We start from the raw sequence: 17,785 nt of genomic DNA, 5'->3' as shown, positions 1-17,785 counted from the left end.
GGCTTCCCAATATCCGATACAGGGATTAATGTACCTCCGCTATTGGCAGCACGATAGTGAATTTACTGCCGATGCCGATGGATGATTCCACCCTAACCTCGCCCGACATCATACGCGCGGCCTTGGCCACGATGGCCAGACCGACACCGGTACCCGGATATTCATCCTGACTGTGCAGGCGTTGAAAAACCTGGAAGATCTTCTGATGGTATTCGGGCGCGATACCGATGCCATTATCCTCAATCGTGATGAAAACCCGGTTATCGTCACGTTTCGAAGCGATGCGTATGACCGGTGCGATATCCGGTTTATGGTAGATCAGGGCGTTGTCGATCAGGTTGCTGAATTGTTGCCCGATCAGCGTGGCATCCCCCAAGGGTGTGGCAAGGGGTTTTTCGATGATCAGCTTGGCATCACAGTTATCGATACGCTCACTGAAAGTGACCTGCAGCCCATCGATGATGGGAGCCAGCTCGATCGGGCGCATCTGCAACGTACCACGTCCGGTGCGAGAGTATTGCAGCAGGTCATCGATCAGATCACCCATGTGGCTGCCTGCCTGGAGAACGTTTTCCAGATAGTGGCGCCCCTCATCATTGAGGGAATCCGCATGACGGTTGACGAGGATATGGGCGAAACCGGTTACCGCCCGCAGGGGTGCCCGCAGGTCGTGTGATACGGAGTAGACAAATGATTCCAGTTCCTTGACGGCCGATTCCAGCTCACCGGTACGTTCGATCACGCGTGCTTCCAGCTCGTTATTCAGCCGGCTGACCTTGATTTCCGCCTGCTTGCGTTCGGTGATGTCCTGGCCGATGGACTGATAGGATAGGATCTCGCCCTGAGGCGTGAACAGGGCGCGGTTGGTCCAGCGTTGCCAGCGTGTTTCCCCTGACTTTGTGATGACTTGATGTTCGTGAGACTGTGTTGGTGTGGTGGGTGTCAAGGCTTTGATGTGGCTCATGACTGTCTCTCTGTCCTGAGCCGGGACCAGGTCGGTGAACTTGCTGCCGATCAGCGCATCGGCACTTTTTTCAAAGTAGTCGCAGTAGGCCTGGTTGGCAAATGTGATTTTGCCATCCGGCAGAAAGCTACAGATCAGAACCGGTGTATCCTCCACCACGGCGCGGTAGCGTTCTTCGCTCTCGCGCAAGGCTTTCATGGCCTCAATCCTTTCCGTGATGTCCCGGCCCACACCGATGATGGCGGTCACATTCCCATCTTTGTCGAGCACAGCGGTGTCCATCCACCCCAGCCAGCGCCATCCGGAACTCGTCATGGCGCGTTGTTCGTGGTAGGCGGTGTAGGGGGTGTGATAGAGTTGCTGCATCGCTTCAAGCGTCTTTGCCTGATCGTCCTTATGCACCAATGGCATGAACTTGTTACCCAACAGCTCCTCTTCACTTGTGCCGAACATTTTACAGTACGAAGGGCTGACGAAATCGAATCGCCCCTCCGGATCGACTTTTACCACCAGGTCGGTCTGGTTCTCCACCAGAAGGCGATATTTCTCCTCGCTCTCAAGTAAGGCGTTTTCAGCCAGCTTTCGGTCGGTAACATCGTTGAAGATCGCGACGATTTCACCGCCGGGCAGACGATAGACATAGTTTTCCACCCACAATTGCAGACGCTCATCCCGGTAGCTGTCGATGGGAAAGTACTCCGCCTCACCGCTCTGCCAGACACGCCTGAACACCGCCAGCAATCCTAGCGTATCGACACCTGGGAACACTTCGGTCACCCGTTGGCCAATCACATCAGCGCGGCTGTTTCTGCCGATACGTTCACCCGATTTATTGTACTCCCGGAAGATAAAATCATTGCCATCATCCACCGCTTCGTAGACCGCAACACCATCGCTCATGTTGTCCACCAGTTCACGGTAGCGGGCTTCGCTTGCGGCCAGCGCCTTTAGGCTCCGCCGTCGCTGCACGATGTGCCAGATCTCATTGGCGATCAGTTGTATCGTCTCTACATCGAGCTCCGTGTAATTGTCCTTTTTATTACCGACCCCGGCCAGCAAGACAACCCGATCGTTCTCAATCACGGGTAGGCTGATGAGACGGGTGAGAATGGCATGACCGTCGGGGAGTCCGTGTTTTTCCGATGCTCCCTGATAATCATTGAAAACAACCGGCTTGCGCTGGCGGAATGAGTCGGCCCAGATACCCGCATCCTTGATCGGGTAGTGTTTGTCATGGAGCGCCTGGCAATACTCCTCCTGGGTGCGTTTTGACCAGGTCACCAGTTCGATACTCTCCTGATCCTGATTGACGAAATGAATGAAGGAGATCCGGCTGTCGGTCAATTCCTCGGTCAGTGCCAGGCCATGTTGCATAAATTCAGGGTCATCAAAGTTCTGGGCTATTTCCGGCAGTTCCAACAAAGCGGAGGCGCGCCGAGCCTGGGTCTCCATATACCTTTCATACTGTTTCCTTGCTGTAATATCGTGTAGAACGCAGTGGGTCTGCTTGAATGCACCTTGAGCATCGTGTCCGGTACGACCATCGACTGAAACAGTGACGATATGGCCGTCACGATGGATAAAATCGTACTCCTTGCCCATCACTTTGCCATCAGCCAGAAAACCAACGAAACGCTGTTCCAATAGCGGGTGTTGCTCGGCCACTATGAATTCGGAGATGTGCCTGCCGATGACTTGATCGCGGTCATCGGTGTTAAAGCCGAGCAACTCCAACCATGCCGGATTGACATCGAGAATAGTGCCATTCTCATCCAGGGACTCGTAAGCTATCGGTGCATTCTCGTAGAAGAGACGGAAGTGCTCCATGCTCTCCCGCAACGCCTCTTCGGTTTTATGTAGGGATGTAATGTCCCGACCGATTCCAAGCACACCAACCAATCCGCCTGAATCGGCATATACCGGGGTTTTCGTGGTCAGCAGGAGGGCTTTATGGCCGTCGTCGGCAAATGTGATCCACTCTTTATTGGATACGGACTCACCTGCTTCGACGGCAATTTGATCATTGGCACGGAAGAAGTCCGCCAGTTCCCGATCGACAAAGTCATAGTCGGTTTTTCCCTGAATTTCAGATTCAATCGCGCCGAAAAAACGTTCAAATGTTTGATTGCATGAAAGGTAGACGCCATCCGGATCTTTCAGCCAAATCAGGTCGGGCAAGGTTTGGAACAGGGTGCGAAGACGACTCTCCTTCTTGCGCAGCTCCTCCTCCATGGTATGCATTGCGGTGATATCCCGCGAAACCCCAAAGACACCGATGATCTCTCCGTTCTCATCCTTCAACGGTCCCTTGGTCGCCAGAAAGGTGATCCGGCCCAGGTCGGTATCCAGGTGTTCGTGAAGGGTCGTCACCTCATCTTGCTCCACCCGCATGCGGTCGTTTGCCATGATTATTTCCGCCTGATCCGGCGGAAACAGCAATCTGTCATCCTGACCAAGCACCTGATCTTTCGTTTTCCCGCTGAATAGCTCAGCCTGCCTGTTGAAGAGGAGATAGCGCCCCTGCAGATCCTTGGCGAAAACGGCATCGGTGGATGAATCGGCGATGGTCGATAGGAGATTCAGCGCCTGGATCCGTTCAGACTGGGCCTGGCGGATGGCATTGGCCACTGCGAGCTGTTGACGCTGTCGAAGCAGATAGATGCCGAACACACCAATGAAAAGGGCCATAAAACCACTCAGCCCCATCCAGATGGCATCATGCAGGGCTTCATTATAGACTTCCGACCAGTCCATCTTCGCCAACAGGAACCAATCCGTAGCGGGTATGTTGCGACCCACGCCGAATACGGATTCATGGCGGTAGTCCTTACCCTCGATAACATGGGCCATGCCGAGATCCCCCCGCGCCAGCTGGGCGGCTAACAGTTCCCTGTCGGCGAGGGGCCAGCGGAGTTGCATCGAGGCGTTTGATGCATGTCTCAGGTTATTGAGAAATTCCAGCTCTGTTCCGTCCCGGCGGAACATGACCACTTCTCCGCTATTGCTCGGTAGCGGCCATTCGCTGACCGTGGAGAGAAGGGTGTCGGTAAGGCCCATATGCAGGACTAATATAAACTCGGTTACCTGATGCTCATCCTGATAAGGTACGATGAAATCCAGATACGCCAGTCCATGGCTGTCCCTGTAGGGCCCGAACTTTTCCACATTACCGGATTTTGCCAGGTCTAAAATCAAGCTGATTCTTTTACTACCGATCTGAGAGTTAAGCCCTTTGCTCTGCCAAAGCAGTGTACCGGTGTCGTCCAGTAGATTGATGCCCTCGAAATGGCCGATATTTGTTATTGCCTCAAGCTGCTCGATCAGACGATCGAAGGCTGCCTGATCGTTGTTCTGTCGCCAGCTTGTGAAAGCGATGGGGATAGCCTGGTTGTATCGTACGAAATTGGAGTGCTGCCAGCGTTCCTGCAGCCAATCATCAACAAGCTCGACTTTCAGGTCTGAAATGGCCTGTAATAGACTGATTTCAGGTGATTTTTTGTCCTGTATGGCTGAGTAGACCAGGATCAGTGTCAGGGGGACAACAACCAGTGCCAGCAGAAGCGTCGGAAGCCATAGTGAGCGTATACCTTCTACCTGTTGCCTTTGATTTATATTGTCGTGCTGCAGGCGTTGGATCAGCCAGTAGAGCAGGATCGAGGTCAAGACGATGAACAGCCAGCCTTTAAGTGTGCTGGCGAGCGCCATCTGGCTCTGCGAGTCCGTTATCTGTTCTATCAGCCAGTCGGACCACAGGATCCAGACTGCCGAGACCACAGCATAGATAAATACAATAGTGAGTGCATGCTGAGTGGGGCGTCTGTTCATGCGAAGGGTGAAGTCACGTTGTTAAGGACGAGCCCGGGTGATTGATGAAACATCCCTTACCTCATCTTCATGGTAGCTATTGGGATCAAAAATTGAAGTATGCCCAGGGCATTCAGCGGTAATAACGGCAGGGTTACGAGCCGCAACAGAATAAACATTGACCTATGTCATGAAGGGCGGGTGAAAATCAGTTGCAGGATACCCGTTTGGGTTCAGGGAAAATCCATCGAATGGAAGGGGTAGATAGACTTTGTGTCTGTTGTAAACTCGGGTTTTTTTCAATTGTTGTCGACCGGGACAGGTCAGCGCAGTCAGAACTCTGACTCGCAATTGATTGACATGGAATGACATTTTAAACCCGATCTACTGACTAGGGTCAGTGCATTAATAGAACGAGGGAATCTTTTCGAAATTATCGATTATTATTAAAATCGATAGCAATTGGATATTAGACGATGTATCGTAAGCCCTGGAAGAGACACTATCTTTCGCCGGGTGAAACAGCGGAGATACTCAAGGTCACACCAGCCTCGTTGCGAGGTTGGACGCGTAAGGGAATACTCCGCGCAGAGACAACCAGAGGGGGACATCGGCGCTTTCCAGTCAGTGAGGTGATCCGGTTGGCCCGGATTAAAGGTCTCGATGTAGAGTCGTCACTTTTAATGTCATTCAGATTGCTGATTATCGACAGCGATATTGAATCCTGCATGGCGCTTCAAAAGTCACTGAGCAGTTTTGCCGGCGTATCAAAGGTTAGGGTTGCGCACGATGGTTTCACGGCGGGGTGTCTGGTGACCCAATTTCATCCCGATGTAATACTCTTGGACCTAAATGTTCCGGGTATCGATAGTGCTCAAATATGCAGCTTCATAAAACGTGACCATCAGACAAAATTCATCAGAGTGATTGCTATGTGTCGAAATTGTTCAAAAAAACTACAAAAACAGATTGTGAATCTCGGTGCTGAAGTCTGTTTTTCAAAGCCCCTGCCCCTGAATTCGCTCAAGCAGGCATTGGGACTGGAAGACCTGGACGATTGACCACTTTCTGAATTAACGACTCCGACTTCTCCATGATCAGTCAGTCTGACAGGCCTTATCGTATCCTTATCGTTGATGATAACGAGCTGCATCTCACGATGCATGTCGAGACACTTCAGAGTCTTCCGTGCCAGGTTATCACCGCTGATTCAGGACACAAGGCACTGACACTGGTCGAACAGGAGGATTTCGACCTGGTACTGCTGGACAAGCGGTTGCCTGATATCGATGGCGACGAGGTCTGTTACAGGATTCGCCGGGATCTCGACAACCATCTGCTACCGGTGATAATGGTGACCGCTTTCGGCAACCCCGAGAGTCTGCGGCATAGCCTGTCGAATGGTGCCAATGATTTCATCAAAAAGCCCTATGATCCCCTCGAACTCAAGTCGCGCGCCCGGGCAGCCATGGAGATGAAGCATCTGATCGATCAGTTGGATAATGCGGCATCGGTGTTGTTTACACTGGCAAAGATGGTCGAGGCGCGAGACCCTACAACAGGAGAGCACTGTAACCGTTTGATACGGACCTGCCGGATCCTTGGGGAAGACCTGAATCTCACAGTTGCGGATCGGGAGGCGCTGCGAAAAGGGGCCATTCTGCATGATATAGGAAAAATCGGGATACCCGATTCCGTGTTGCTGAAACCCGGTGAACTGACGCCTGAAGAGTGGCGTGTAATGCGCAGACATGCTGTGATTGGTGCAGATTTGTGCAACAGGCTGAACAGCGTGCGGGATGCTGTACCGATCATACGACACCACCATGAGCGTTGGGACGGCAGCGGTTATCCGGACGGCCTCTCCGGGGATCGAATCCCATTGGTTGCCCGGGTATTCCAGTATGCGGATATCTATGATGCGTTGAGACACGATCGTGTCTACAGCAAGGCGCAAACAGTCGAATATGTGGTCGAAGTAATCGAAGATGAAATCAACAAGGGTTGGCGAGACCCTGAGATAGGTAAGGTTTACATCGATTTACTCATGCGGGACCCGGGCAGATTCGACGCGGATTGACCCACAGCCTGTTGTTAGCAATCCTCATCTCAGTCACATTTCAGCATGTATAATATGAACCGCTCACAGCTATCTACTGACACTGGTTATACTCTATCAAGTTGGGAGCTTTAGGTTGAGGCGCCTTGGGCATGGGTAAGCATAGAATCAAACGTGAAAAGCAGACCATATCCGCAATGATGGCAATATATTGTCGTGACCATCATCGTACCGATAAAGCACTATGTGAAACCTGCGATCAACTCTTGGATTATGCTCACAGACGCCTGGATACCTGTCCCTTCCAGGAAAAGAAACCGGCATGTAATCATTGTACTGTTCACTGTTATTCCAAGGATATGCGTCTGAGAGTTCAGGATGTGATGCGCTACGCCGGGCCAAAAATGCTGTTTCGTCACCCGATACTGAGTCTATATCATCTGTTGGACAAAACGCGCGAGGTTCCGGAGCTTTCCAAACCCCGGAAATAACAGATCATCCTGCAACTTTTTCCTGTTGAGCGTTGGCAATATAGTCTGCGAAGTCTTGATGCGGCATGGGTCTGGAGAAATGGTAGCCCTGCGCGAAATTAACGTTGAGCGAGTTCAGAAATCTTGCCTGATCAAGGGTTTCTACACCTTCGGCAATGATCGACATGCCGAACTTTTTCCCCATCAGTACTATCGTTTCCGTCAATACTCTATTGTCCACATCCGCCGGCAGTCCATTGATGAATGAGCGGTCAATCTTGAGATGATTAAGCGGGAAGCGTTTGATATACGCCAATGAGGAGTAACCGGTTCCAAAGTCATCCATTGCTGATTCGACGCCGAGCTTTTTCAAATGATGGAAGATCTCAAACACCTCTTCGTCACTCTGTAACATAAGGTTTTCGGTTATCTCCACGCATAATTTCAGATCGATATCATTAGCCTGTTGAGCAATACGCGACATGTACTTAATGAAAGATGCATCACAGAAGTAGTTTGGTGGTACATTTACCGATAACCAGAACCGATCGGGCCGTTGATCCCAGGACTGGGCATGGTCCAGAACGATTTGAAACAGCCAGTTCGTAATCTGTTTGATCATTCCCGACTGTTCTGCAACGGGTATGAAATCCGAGGGCGGAACTGATCCCAATACGGGGTTTTCCCACCGCAGAAGCACCTCGGCACCGACCAGTGAGTTGTCTTCAATGTCAACAATGGGTTGGTAGACAGGGTAGAGTTCACCTGCTTCCAGCGCATGGCTCAATTGCGTCTCAAGTTCAATTCTCTCTGAAACCTTTTTATTAAGATCATGGGTAAAGAAGCGGAACGTGTTGCGTCCTGCGTGTTTGGCCTCATACAAGGCGATATCGGCATTACTCATTAGGGTACTGACATCGTCGCCGTCATCAGGATAGATGGCAATACCCAGACTGGATGTAATACTCACCTCCCTATTATTCAAGTGAAAAGGGAGCTCTGTAGCCGCAATAAGTTTACTGACTACACGATCCAAATCAGTGGAAAGATTAATGACATCAGGTATCAAGGCCAAAAACTCATCTCCGCCCAAGCGTGCCAGGGTGTCTTCCGATCTCAACTGCTCTTTTATTCGCTTGGCCACCTTTATCAATAACAGATCCCCCACAGGATGCCCCATCGAGTCGTTGATATTCTTAAAATTGTCCAGATCGATATAGATGACGGCGACATGTTGACTGTTACGTTTGGCGTGTTGCAGCAGTTGCTGAAGACGGTCAAAGGCGAGAAACCGATTGGGTAAGTGCGTGAGCTGATCGTGTGTCGCCTGATCAAGTAATTTCTCCTCAAATGCCTTTCGATCCGTGATATCCTCTTTTACCGACAGGTAATGGGTCATGTGTCCATTGCTGTCGCGAATTGGAGCAATGACGACTGATTCCCAATAGACAGATCCGTTTTTTCGCTTATTACAGGACTCTCCCTTCCAAATATCACCCCTTTTTATCGTGCTCCACATTTTGTCCAACATCCCGCTGTCGTTGACATCGCCCTCCAGCATGCGGGTATGTTTGCCAATGACGTCCTGTGCCGGATAACCGCTTACTTCAGAGAACTTCGGGTTGACATATTCAATGATTCCCTCCAGATTGGTGATAACGACTGACGCGGGACTTTGCTCCACTGCCATGGAGAGTTTTTTCAGGTCCTCCGAGGCTTTTTGTCTCTGTTCGATCTCTTTAGCAAGCTGGGTATTTATGCTCAGTAATGTTTCTCTATCGATTTTAATCTCGTCCATCATCTCATTGAAGCTTTTAGCAAGACGGCCAAGTTCATCTTTTGAGATGATGGGAACATCCTTTTCCAGGTTGCCCTCAGCAATCCGGGATGCTCCCTGGGTTAAAATATCCACCGGGTGCAGAACCTGCATTCTGAATATGATGAAAATGACACTACCCAGAAATATCACGATTAAACTATAAATCAGAATCAGATCGATAACGGCGTCACGAGTAACCCGATTGATACGTGTTGTATCCAGTCCTATCAATACCCAGCCCAATACTTGATCATTGTCCTTGATGGCATACTCCAGAATGATGGGTAGAGCAGGTTGTTCATATGCAGCTTCCGTTGGTTTGTATTGATTTTTTATCCATTTCTCAATCTGTTCGGGTTGTACGCCATCAGGAATAAAAGTGGTTATCGGATGGCCTTCCAACGCTCGTATCTGGGCAAATACAACATCGACATCGTTGGATATCTTCTGGACCAGGCGATCCAGTCCGGAGACATCATAGCTGTAGATGGCGCCGGGGCTGATCAATGCGATGAACTCTCCAATCGCATTGGCCTTGCTGCGCAGGCTGTTTTCAAGGAGGTCATGCTGGGTTTTGTAGACATAGAGCGCAGCTCCGCCCAGTGTAATAACAAGAGTGATGGTTATCCAGATAATGAATTTGAAACGCAGGCTCCTTTTATAGACTGGAGGTATGCGCGGTTTGGTTATGTGTTCATCGTCAGGGGGCATGGATGGCATCGATGATAGCACGGTGAGAATCATAGTCTTCGTCATCTACCGGATTGAAGGCGCTCAAGCGCGCTTGTCGAAGGATCTCCTCTCCCTGAGGTGATGCTTTCAGGCCAAGCAATAGGTTTTTTAACCTTGTTTTCAGGTCGTCATCCATCTCTTCTTTTACTGCCCAGGGAAGATGCGGAAGCGGCTCGCTGACGGCAATGACAGCCAGTTCATCCACATTGATCTTCTTGGTTACCATCGGCAGTCGTTGAACCACCTCTCCGGCCCCACCCGCGTCAGTGCGTTTGAGATAAGTGGATAATACCGCGTTAGGTGGGTTGATGGCATAGGTCTCCTGGTAGTCACCCGCCTCTAATCCGGCCTGGCGGAGGAGATAGGTAGGCACGATATAACTCATCATGGCCCTGGGGCCGCCACCGAAGAGTATTTTCTTGTCCCGTAGCTGTTCAAGCTGTCTGATTCCGGAGTCACGGCGTACATAGATTGCTCCGCGGATCGTCTTTTCTCCGAACTCTTCGTTTTGAACCAGTGCATCATAACCGAGTTTTTCATGGGCATTGATGTATTCGAGTTGATTCATATGCACCAGGTCATAGTGGCGCTTTTGCAAGCGTTCGAGAAAGATATCGTAATTCGGAGACAGTTCCAGATTAACTGGGCGTTGCAACTGCTCCTGCAGATAACGTGTCAGCGGGCGAAACAGGTTGGCCGTGACGACGGCGTCGCGTCGAGGAAAAATACCGACGAGGAGGGGATCAGCCATGACGCTGGTAAAGAGATTGGCAGCGAGCAGTAATAGTAGGATATTGACTTTGAAAGCACTGCGGCTGATTTGGTTTACTTTATGGCGATGACCCATGATTAATTCTTTATCTGATTGATAATCAATGGTAAACATGAAAAACCATGATTTGTGTATTGTTAGCGGCAGCAACAGCGCTATCTTAAAACATTCGTAATGTTTATATATAGCAGCTAGTACTGTAAATATCAGGCAGTATGTCATTATTTTGACAAAGACCAATTCTAAAATGGCGCAGTCCGGATCTCCCATTCGGATCATGACGGACATTCAGCTACAACAGACAATCGGGTGAGGGGAGAATGAGCGGTAAAAAATCAGACTTGCTGGCCGGGCAGCGGGCCTTAGTGACAGGCGCCAATTCAGGCATCGGTGCGGCCGTTGCGCGAGGGCTCGCCATGGCGGGTGCCAAGGTGGTCATTAACTATGTCGTCAATGAATCGGATGCCATAAAACTGGTCAATGAGATTGAGAAATCCGGCGGCGATGCAATGGCGTTATACGGTGATGTCAGTCATGAGGGTGATGTGCAGGCAATGTTCAACCAGATGATCGATGCCTGGGGGAGTATCGATATTCTGGTCAACAACGCCGGAATTCAACGGGATGCACCTTTTGTCGATATGACGCTGGCGCAGTGGAATAAGGTGATGGACGTGAATCTCACGGGACAGTTTCTCTGCACCAGGGAAGCGACCAAAGAGTTTGTCAGAAGGGGGGTTGTCACAGAGTTGTCATGTGCTGCCGGTAAGGTGATCTGCATGTCCTCTGTGCATGAAGTGATTCCTTGGGCCGGACACGTTAATTACGCGGCATCGAAAGGGGGTGTGATGATGTTCATGCAGAGTGTTGCGCAAGAGTTGGCGCATCAGAAGATCCGTGTCAACGGTATCGCACCGGGCGCTATCCGTACGCCGATCAACCGAAATGCGTGGGAGACGCCCGATGCGGAGGCCTCATTGCTGAAACTGATTCCCTATGAACGTATCGGCGATCCCGCCGATATTGCCAAAGCCGTGGTCTGGCTTGCGTCGGATGAGTCAGACTATGTTACGGGAACTACACTGTTTGTGGATGGCGGAATGACCCTCTATCCGGGGTTCAGAGAAGGTGGTTGAACTACCGATGTCAATTCGCTTCGGTCGTGCTGTCTGTGGGGATCTCAACCGGGCGGAACGCTGCGAGTGGCTGTTGACCAATGGCTCCGGCGCCTATGCGGCGGGTACCATCGCATCCAGCTTGACACGCCGATACCATGGGTTGTTGATCGCTCCCCTGAGCGGTGCTCTGGATCACCATCTTATGATGGCCAAGGGGGATGCCACCCTGCGACTCGACGGCAGGGAGTGGCCGCTATTCACCAATCGTTGGTATGGCAATGTGATCGAGCCCCATGGTTATCGGTATCTGGAGAGTTTTCGATTGCTGGGCAGGATGCCGGTGTGGCGTTTCACCCTCGGTCAAATGAACCTGGAGATGCGTATTTGGATGGAGCGCGGGCAGGCAACCACCTATGTGGCTTATCGGCTCTCCGGCTGGAATGGGAAGGCCGAGTTGAACGTCAATATGCTGGCCAACCGGCGCGATCACCACGGCAATATGCATATCAGGGATACCACCGCGTCGGTCACTGAGTCGGATTGCGGCATGTGCATCGAATGGCCTGAAGGGGACCGTCTCTCGATTCATACCACGGATGCCGCCTTTGAACCCTGGCAACACTGGTACGAAGGCTTCCTGCTGAGTAGAGAAGAGCAGCGTGGCCTCGCTTCATTGGACAACAATCTGTCGGTCGGTCGGGTCACCATTCGATTACAGCAAGGCGAGTGGGCCGGGTTCGCTGTTTCGCTTGAGAATAAAATCGACTTTGATATCGAGTCATCGATGAAACGGTTTATCGAACGGGATGCGAAACTGACAAAAGGTAGCAAAGGAAGCATTGACGGTACGGCCCCTGACTGGATACGACGGCTGCTGTTATCGGCGGATGATTTTTTAATCGAAAGGATATTGCCCTCCAATCATACCGGTCATTCGATCATTGCCGGTTATCCTTGGTTCGGCGACTGGGGCAGAGACACCATGATCTCATTGCCTGGTCTGACCGTTGCGACGGGAAGAACGGATATCGCTCGCTCGATTCTGCTGGGTTACGCGGAACTCGTCGATCAGGGACAACTGCCCAACCGGTTCGTTGGCGCCGGTGAGCAGGCCGAATACAATACCGTCGATGCCGCCCTCTGGTATTTCGAGGCTTGGCGGGCCTACATCGATGCGACCCAGGACGACAAGCTCTTGAAGCAGTGTTTCAAGATACTGGAGGAGATGATCGATTGGCATCTCAAAGGCACCCGATATGGGATTGGCATGGATCCCGATGACCACCTGCTGCATGCAGGAGAGAACGGCGTGCAGTTGACCTGGATGGATGCGAAGGTCGGTGAATGGGTGGTCACACCGCGTATGGGCAAGCCGGTGGAGATCAACGCACTCTGGTATAACACCCTCACAATCATGACCGACTTCGCAATACGCTTGGGCAGGTCCGGGCAACCCTATCGGGATATTGCCATTGCGGTAGGCGGCAGCTTCAAACGTTTTCTGCGTAAGGACGGGCATGGGCTTTACGATCTGCTGGACGGACCGACAGGTGATGATGCGGCGATCCGTCCCAATCAGATCCTGGCCGTCAGTCTCCCGCATTCACCGCTTGATGGGGCAGCCTGCCGAAGTGTCGTCGAGGTGTGTGGTCACGAGTTGCTTTGCTCTTATGGCCTGCGCTCCTTGAGTCCCCGTGACAAGTCCTACCGTGGACACTATCGGGGAGGCGTCGCGGACCGGGACGGCGCTTACCACCAGGGTACGGTTTGGGCATGGTTGCTGGGTCACTACGCCCTGGCTGAATACCGCGTAAAGGGTGATGCGGAAGCGGCTCAAAAACGTCTTGAGCCGCTGGCCGATCACCTGCTGGATGCGGGGCTGGGCTCGATCAGTGAGATCTTCGATGGCGATCCGCCGCACAGGGCGACCGGTGCGCCGGCCCAGGCCTGGTCGGTAGCATGCACGTTGGACGCCTGGTGGCGCCTCGAACAGGCGAAGCGGTTATGAAGGAGTGGTAATGGGTTCGGGTCAACGGCAGCTCGATGAGGAACACAAACGACTTGAACAGCAACGCCTCGGGGAGGCTGATTGGCGATTGTGGGGGCCCTATCTTTCTGAACGGGCATGGGGCACCGTGCGCGAGGATTACAGCAGCCATGGCACTGCCTGGGAGTATTTCGATCACGACCAGTCACGATCCCGCACCTACCGCTGGAACGAGGACGGACTGGGCGGTATCTGTGATGAACGGCAAAGACTCTGTTTTGCGTTGGCCTTGTGGAACGGTGAGGATGCTTTTCTGAAGGAGCGCGCCTTCGGTCTTACCGGCAATCAGGGTAACCGGGGCGAGGATGTCAAAGAGTACTACTTCTACACCGATGCCTTGCCGAGCCACAGTTGGCTTCGCTATCTCTATAAATACCCCCAGGCGGCCTATCCCTATGATCGGTTGGCAGAGGAGAACAGACAGCGCAGTCGGCTCGAGCCTTCATTCAATTTATTGGATAGCGGGATATTCAATAACCAGGATTTCTGGGATGTGGATGTCTGCTATGCCAAGGCCACGGCAGAGCAGATTGCGATTCGCATCACCCTGCATAACCGCTCAGAGAGAGAGGCCGAAATCGATCTGTTGCCTCAACTCTGGTTTCGCAATACCTGGTCATGGGGGGATGAAGACGCTGAAAAGCCGGAATTGCATCGTGATACGCCAACATCTGACGAGACAGCGTGGAGCGTAAAGTGTCATCACAAAACCTTGGGTGATTATTGGCTCTACGGCGAGCAGGAAGCTGAACTGCTGTTTACGGAAAACGAGACAAATAGTGCACGTCTCTGGGGATTGGCATCGCCCACAACCTATGTAAAGGATGCCTTTCACCGCTATGTGGTGGCAGGCGAGACCGATGCGGTCAATCCCGATGCGAGGGGTACAAAGTTCGCCGCCAGATACCATCTCAATGTGGCCGGCGGTGAGTCGAAGAAGATCGATTTAATACTCAGTGCACAACCCTTGCGGCGGCCTTTTCACGAACGGGAGAAGCTGTTTGCACAACGACGCTCCGAGGCGGATATTTTCTACGACCAGCTGCTGCCGGAGGGTGGTGTGGAGGATCACCGGATCATGCGCCAGGCCCTGGCCGGGATGATCTGGAGCAAACAGTTCTTCCATTTCAACGTGCAACGATGGCTGGAAGGGGATCAGCTGAAACCACCCCGGGAGCGTAGACGGGGACGCAATCATGGTTGGCGGCATCTGCGCGCGGCGGATGTCCTGTCGATGCCGGATGCCTGGGAGTATCCATGGTTCGCCGCCTGGGATCTGGCCTTTCACTGTGTGGCGCTCGCCCTGGTGGATGTGGAGTTCGCCAAACAGCAGATCGAAGTCGTGTTGGGGGAAAACTATCTCCACCCGAACGGGCAGATACCCGCCTATGAATGGGCCTTCGGGGATGTCAATCCGCCGGTCCATGCCTGGGGCACCCTCAAGGTCTATCGCGCCGAGCGGGTGCAGCGGGGGGCGGGGGACAGAAACTTTCTGCAGCGGGTGTTCCACAAACTGCTGTTGAACTACGCCTGGTGGATCAACCGCAAGGACAAGCATGGGCATAATCTGTTCGAGGGAGGATTCCTCGGTCTCGACAATATCTCGGTCTTCGACCGCTCGAAGCCCCTGCCGCCGGGCTATGTCCTTAAACAGGCGGATGCCACCGGCTGGATGGCCATGTTCGCCCTCAACATGACCATGATCGCCCTGGAGCTGGCGATTGAGGACAGGGATTACGAAGCGATCGCCATCCAGTGTTATGAACAATTCCTATCCATTGCCAAGGCGATCAGCGGCGGTGACGACAACGGTCCAGCCTTGTGGGATATGGAAACGAGATTTTTCAAGGATCTTCTGATCACCCCGGAAGGTCACCACCATCGCATCGATGTCTACTCCTGGGTCGGTCTGATTCCGCTGTTCGCCACCGAGGTCGTCGACCGGCGCCTGCTGACGAATGTGCCGCGCTTTCAGGAGATGTTGAAGACACACAAGAAAGGTCTGTTTCAGGGCAGTTATGTCTGCGCCTGCCCCGATTGGGAGAACGACCGCGGCGAACACCTGCTGGCGTTGGTCGATCACAACATGCTGCCCCGGATCCTGAACCGTCTGTTGAACGAGGACGAGTTCCTGTCGCCTTATGGCGTGCGCAGTCTCAGCAAGCTGCACGAAACCTATCAGGATCTCGGTCATCTGCCCGGTATCGGTCACACAGGCATCCGTTATCTGCCTGGCGAATCGGAGAGCGGGCTGTTCGGCGGCAACTCCAACTGGCGCGGCCCGGTATGGCTGCCCACCAACTATGCCCTGGTGCAGGCATTGGAGAAGTTCCACCGTTTCCTGGGCGACGAATTCAAATATCCGGTGCCCTCTCTGCCCGACCGGCAACTTACCCTGCGGGAGATCGCGACGCTGATCTCGGAACGGCTCGTCGATCTCTACCGGCGGGACCCGCAGGGCAAGATCCCGGCACTGCGCCGCGACAGTCCCTTCCAGACCGAAGAGAGCTGGCGTCATCTCAACCTGTTTTATGAATATTTCCACGCGGAAACCGGGCAGGGGCTGGGCGCCTGTCACCAGACCGGTTGGACAGGCTTGCTGGCCAACCTGGTGATGCGGCGCTATCGCAAGGATATACCGGTCTTTCTCGGGTATGAGGATGAGTCGATGGCGAGATAGTTGTGCCGGCTAAACTCTCAACACCTCTATTCTTCCACTCTTTTGCTGTTTTGCTGACTCGGGATCATCGGTCTCCGAGCTAGCGATGAAGAGACGATCACCATCATTGCCCCCCAACATACAGGCATAGGGTGATCCCAGAGGTTTTACACTGCGCACAATCTCGCCGCCCTCGCGTACCAAAAGCAGACGCGACCGGTTGGGTGCGGCGATCCACAGCAGTCCATCCTTATCCAGGCAGATGCCGTCCGGGTAGGCATCGCCGAGTTCGGCCCATACCCGCCGGTTTGATAAGCTGCCGTCTGTTTGCACGTCGAATACGGTAATGCGCGAGGCGAATGTCTCGGCCACCAACAGGTTGGAAGCATCCGGGGTGAGGGTGCAACCGTTGGGAAAAATCATCTCATCAGCCACAACCGAACACTCGCCTTGCACATCCACCAGGATCAGTTCGGCGGGGCGCTGTTCGGCACCGCCGTGCAGATCGTAGCCGAAGTTGCCCACATAGCAGCGACCCCGGGGATCGCTCAACATGTCGTTACAGTGGAATGAGGCGAGGCGGGAGAGGTCTGCATAGGGTCGCAGAGTGCCATTCTCCAGCACCAGTAGCTGTCGTCGGGTCATCGATACCACCAGCAGACGCCCGTCCGGCAGCCAGCCGAGTCCCCCCGGCAGATCATCCAGGGTGGCGACGGTCTCTGCCTTCCCCTGGGGTGTGACCCGTACGATGTGTCCGGCATGCTGGTCGGTGAACCAGAGCCAGCCGTCCCGCCAACGGGGTGCTTCGGGGAACATCAGGCCATCCAGAAGCAGCTGAGTGGCAGGCAGCGAGAGTTTGTCGATGATCGTATCGACGATTTTTTCTGGCGGTTGATGTATCTCGATCACCAAGGTACCGGTGGGTCTCTCCAGGGCATCGAACTGGCTCTGTAACATGCCCGGTTTCATGAAGTGTCCGATGCGCTGTTTAAGCCGCGCCAGGATCAGTTCGTAGGAGCCGCTGAGATAGATCGGCCGAACCTGTTCATGGTCCACCTGGAGTTGCTTCCGATATCGGCTTTTTAACGCCGAACTGGCGAGGACCGCATTATCACCGGATTCGAGGTGGTCAGTTATTATCTTCTCCAACGCATTCAGCCAGGGTTGGCGATCCGTATCGTCAAGGGGAATGCCGGTCGACATCTTTTCCCTGTTCTCTGCCGGGTGGTAGTCGTCACCTTCGATAAAAGGCCATCCCAGGCGCTTTGCCAGCAGCCAGCGATTGATGGGAGTCCAGGTCGGAATGCATGGGATGATAAGATGCAAATCTGACATCAAATC

The 17,785-nt window shown here is 53.0% G+C and carries 10 protein-coding genes; 6 read left to right on the top strand and 4 right to left on the bottom strand.

The genetic code is table 11. The features are described from left to right. Positions 1 to 25: 25 nt before the first annotated feature. Entirely contained in the window at positions 26 to 4,789 is a 4,764-nt protein-coding gene (locus CODIS_RS13845) for a PAS domain S-box protein (protein WP_069126259.1), read from the bottom strand. Between the two features lie 455 nt (positions 4,790 to 5,244). Here CODIS_RS13845 and CODIS_RS20555 point away from each other — a divergent pair, with 455 nt between their 5' ends. From CODIS_RS20555 to CODIS_RS13830, 3 genes are all read left to right on the top strand, one after another. Beyond that, positions 5,245 to 5,829: a response regulator gene (locus CODIS_RS20555; RefSeq protein WP_083220771.1), complete on the top strand. Its 585-nt coding sequence runs from the start codon at positions 5,245 to 5,247 to the stop codon at positions 5,827 to 5,829. A gap of 32 nt (positions 5,830 to 5,861) precedes the next feature. Next, positions 5,862 to 6,848 carry an HD domain-containing phosphohydrolase gene (locus CODIS_RS13835; RefSeq protein WP_069126252.1) on the top strand — a complete coding sequence of 329 codons (987 nt, stop codon included), beginning with the start codon at positions 5,862 to 5,864 and terminating at the stop codon, positions 6,846 to 6,848. A 131-nt stretch (positions 6,849 to 6,979) separates the two neighbouring features. Next, entirely contained in the window at positions 6,980 to 7,318 is a 339-nt protein-coding gene (locus tag CODIS_RS13830; protein WP_069126251.1) for a nitrous oxide-stimulated promoter family protein, read from the top strand. A gap of 4 nt (positions 7,319 to 7,322) precedes the next feature. Here CODIS_RS13830 and CODIS_RS13825 read toward each other — a convergent pair whose 3' ends face one another. Both CODIS_RS13825 and CODIS_RS13820 read right to left on the bottom strand, forming a co-directional pair. Next, on the bottom strand, positions 7,323 to 9,872 hold the full coding sequence (locus tag CODIS_RS13825) for an EAL domain-containing protein (RefSeq protein WP_083220770.1): 2,550 nt from the start codon (positions 9,870 to 9,872) through the stop codon (positions 7,323 to 7,325). After that, on the bottom strand, positions 9,817 to 10,695 hold the full coding sequence (locus CODIS_RS13820; RefSeq protein WP_162420224.1) for a phosphate/phosphite/phosphonate ABC transporter substrate-binding protein: 879 nt from the start codon (positions 10,693 to 10,695) through the stop codon (positions 9,817 to 9,819). Before CODIS_RS13820 ends, CODIS_RS13825 begins: the two co-directional genes overlap by 56 nt. Positions 10,696 to 10,940: 245 nt before the next feature. Here CODIS_RS13820 and CODIS_RS13815 point away from each other — a divergent pair, with 245 nt between their 5' ends. The 3 genes from CODIS_RS13815 to CODIS_RS13805 are packed head-to-tail and all read left to right on the top strand — an operon-like array spanning position 10,941 to position 16,465. Next, a complete protein-coding gene (locus CODIS_RS13815; RefSeq protein WP_069126245.1) occupies positions 10,941 to 11,756 on the top strand; it encodes an SDR family oxidoreductase in 816 nt (271 codons plus the stop codon). A 7-nt stretch (positions 11,757 to 11,763) separates the two neighbouring features. After that, complete coding sequence (locus CODIS_RS13810) at positions 11,764 to 13,746, top strand: amylo-alpha-1,6-glucosidase (RefSeq protein ID WP_069126241.1); 1,983 nt, start codon at positions 11,764 to 11,766, stop codon at positions 13,744 to 13,746. Between the two features lie 10 nt (positions 13,747 to 13,756). Further along, a complete protein-coding gene (locus tag CODIS_RS13805; RefSeq protein ID WP_069126238.1) occupies positions 13,757 to 16,465 on the top strand; it encodes an MGH1-like glycoside hydrolase domain-containing protein in 2,709 nt (902 codons plus the stop codon). Positions 16,466 to 16,474: 9 nt separating this feature from the next. On the opposite strand, the gene CODIS_RS20550 is transcribed toward CODIS_RS13805, so the two are convergent. Beyond that, entirely contained in the window at positions 16,475 to 17,779 is a 1,305-nt protein-coding gene (locus CODIS_RS20550; RefSeq protein ID WP_083220768.1) for a gluconokinase, GntK/IdnK-type, read from the bottom strand. Positions 17,780 to 17,785: the final 6 nt, after the last annotated feature.

Source organism: Candidatus Thiodiazotropha endolucinida, assembly GCF_001715975.1.
In the GTDB taxonomy this organism is placed as follows: domain Bacteria; phylum Pseudomonadota; class Gammaproteobacteria; order Chromatiales; family Chromatiaceae; genus Thiodiazotropha; species Thiodiazotropha endolucinida.
The sequence above is the reverse complement of the archived record's forward strand: the minus strand, read 5'-3'. Positions and strand labels throughout refer to the sequence as shown.

What these genes read in the sequence shown, in the direction of transcription:
- CODIS_RS13835 (WP_069126252.1), top strand. Translation starts at nt 5,862, where the DNA reads ATGATCAGTCAGTCTGACAGGCCTTATCGTATCCTTATCGTTGATGAT.
- CODIS_RS13820 (WP_162420224.1), bottom strand. Translation starts at nt 10,695, where the DNA reads ATGGGTCATCGCCATAAAGTAAACCAAATCAGCCGCAGTGCTTTCAAA.
- CODIS_RS13815 (WP_069126245.1), top strand. Translation starts at nt 10,941, where the DNA reads ATGAGCGGTAAAAAATCAGACTTGCTGGCCGGGCAGCGGGCCTTAGTG.
- CODIS_RS13825 (WP_083220770.1), bottom strand. Translation starts at nt 9,872, where the DNA reads ATGACGAAGACTATGATTCTCACCGTGCTATCATCGATGCCATCCATG.
- CODIS_RS20550 (WP_083220768.1), bottom strand. Translation starts at nt 17,779, where the DNA reads ATGTCAGATTTGCATCTTATCATCCCATGCATTCCGACCTGGACTCCC.
- CODIS_RS20555 (WP_083220771.1), top strand. Translation starts at nt 5,245, where the DNA reads ATGTATCGTAAGCCCTGGAAGAGACACTATCTTTCGCCGGGTGAAACA.
- CODIS_RS13830 (WP_069126251.1), top strand. Translation starts at nt 6,980, where the DNA reads ATGGGTAAGCATAGAATCAAACGTGAAAAGCAGACCATATCCGCAATG.
- CODIS_RS13845 (WP_069126259.1), bottom strand. Translation starts at nt 4,789, where the DNA reads ATGAACAGACGCCCCACTCAGCATGCACTCACTATTGTATTTATCTAT.
- CODIS_RS13810 (WP_069126241.1), top strand. Translation starts at nt 11,764, where the DNA reads ATGTCAATTCGCTTCGGTCGTGCTGTCTGTGGGGATCTCAACCGGGCG.
- CODIS_RS13805 (WP_069126238.1), top strand. Translation starts at nt 13,757, where the DNA reads ATGGGTTCGGGTCAACGGCAGCTCGATGAGGAACACAAACGACTTGAA.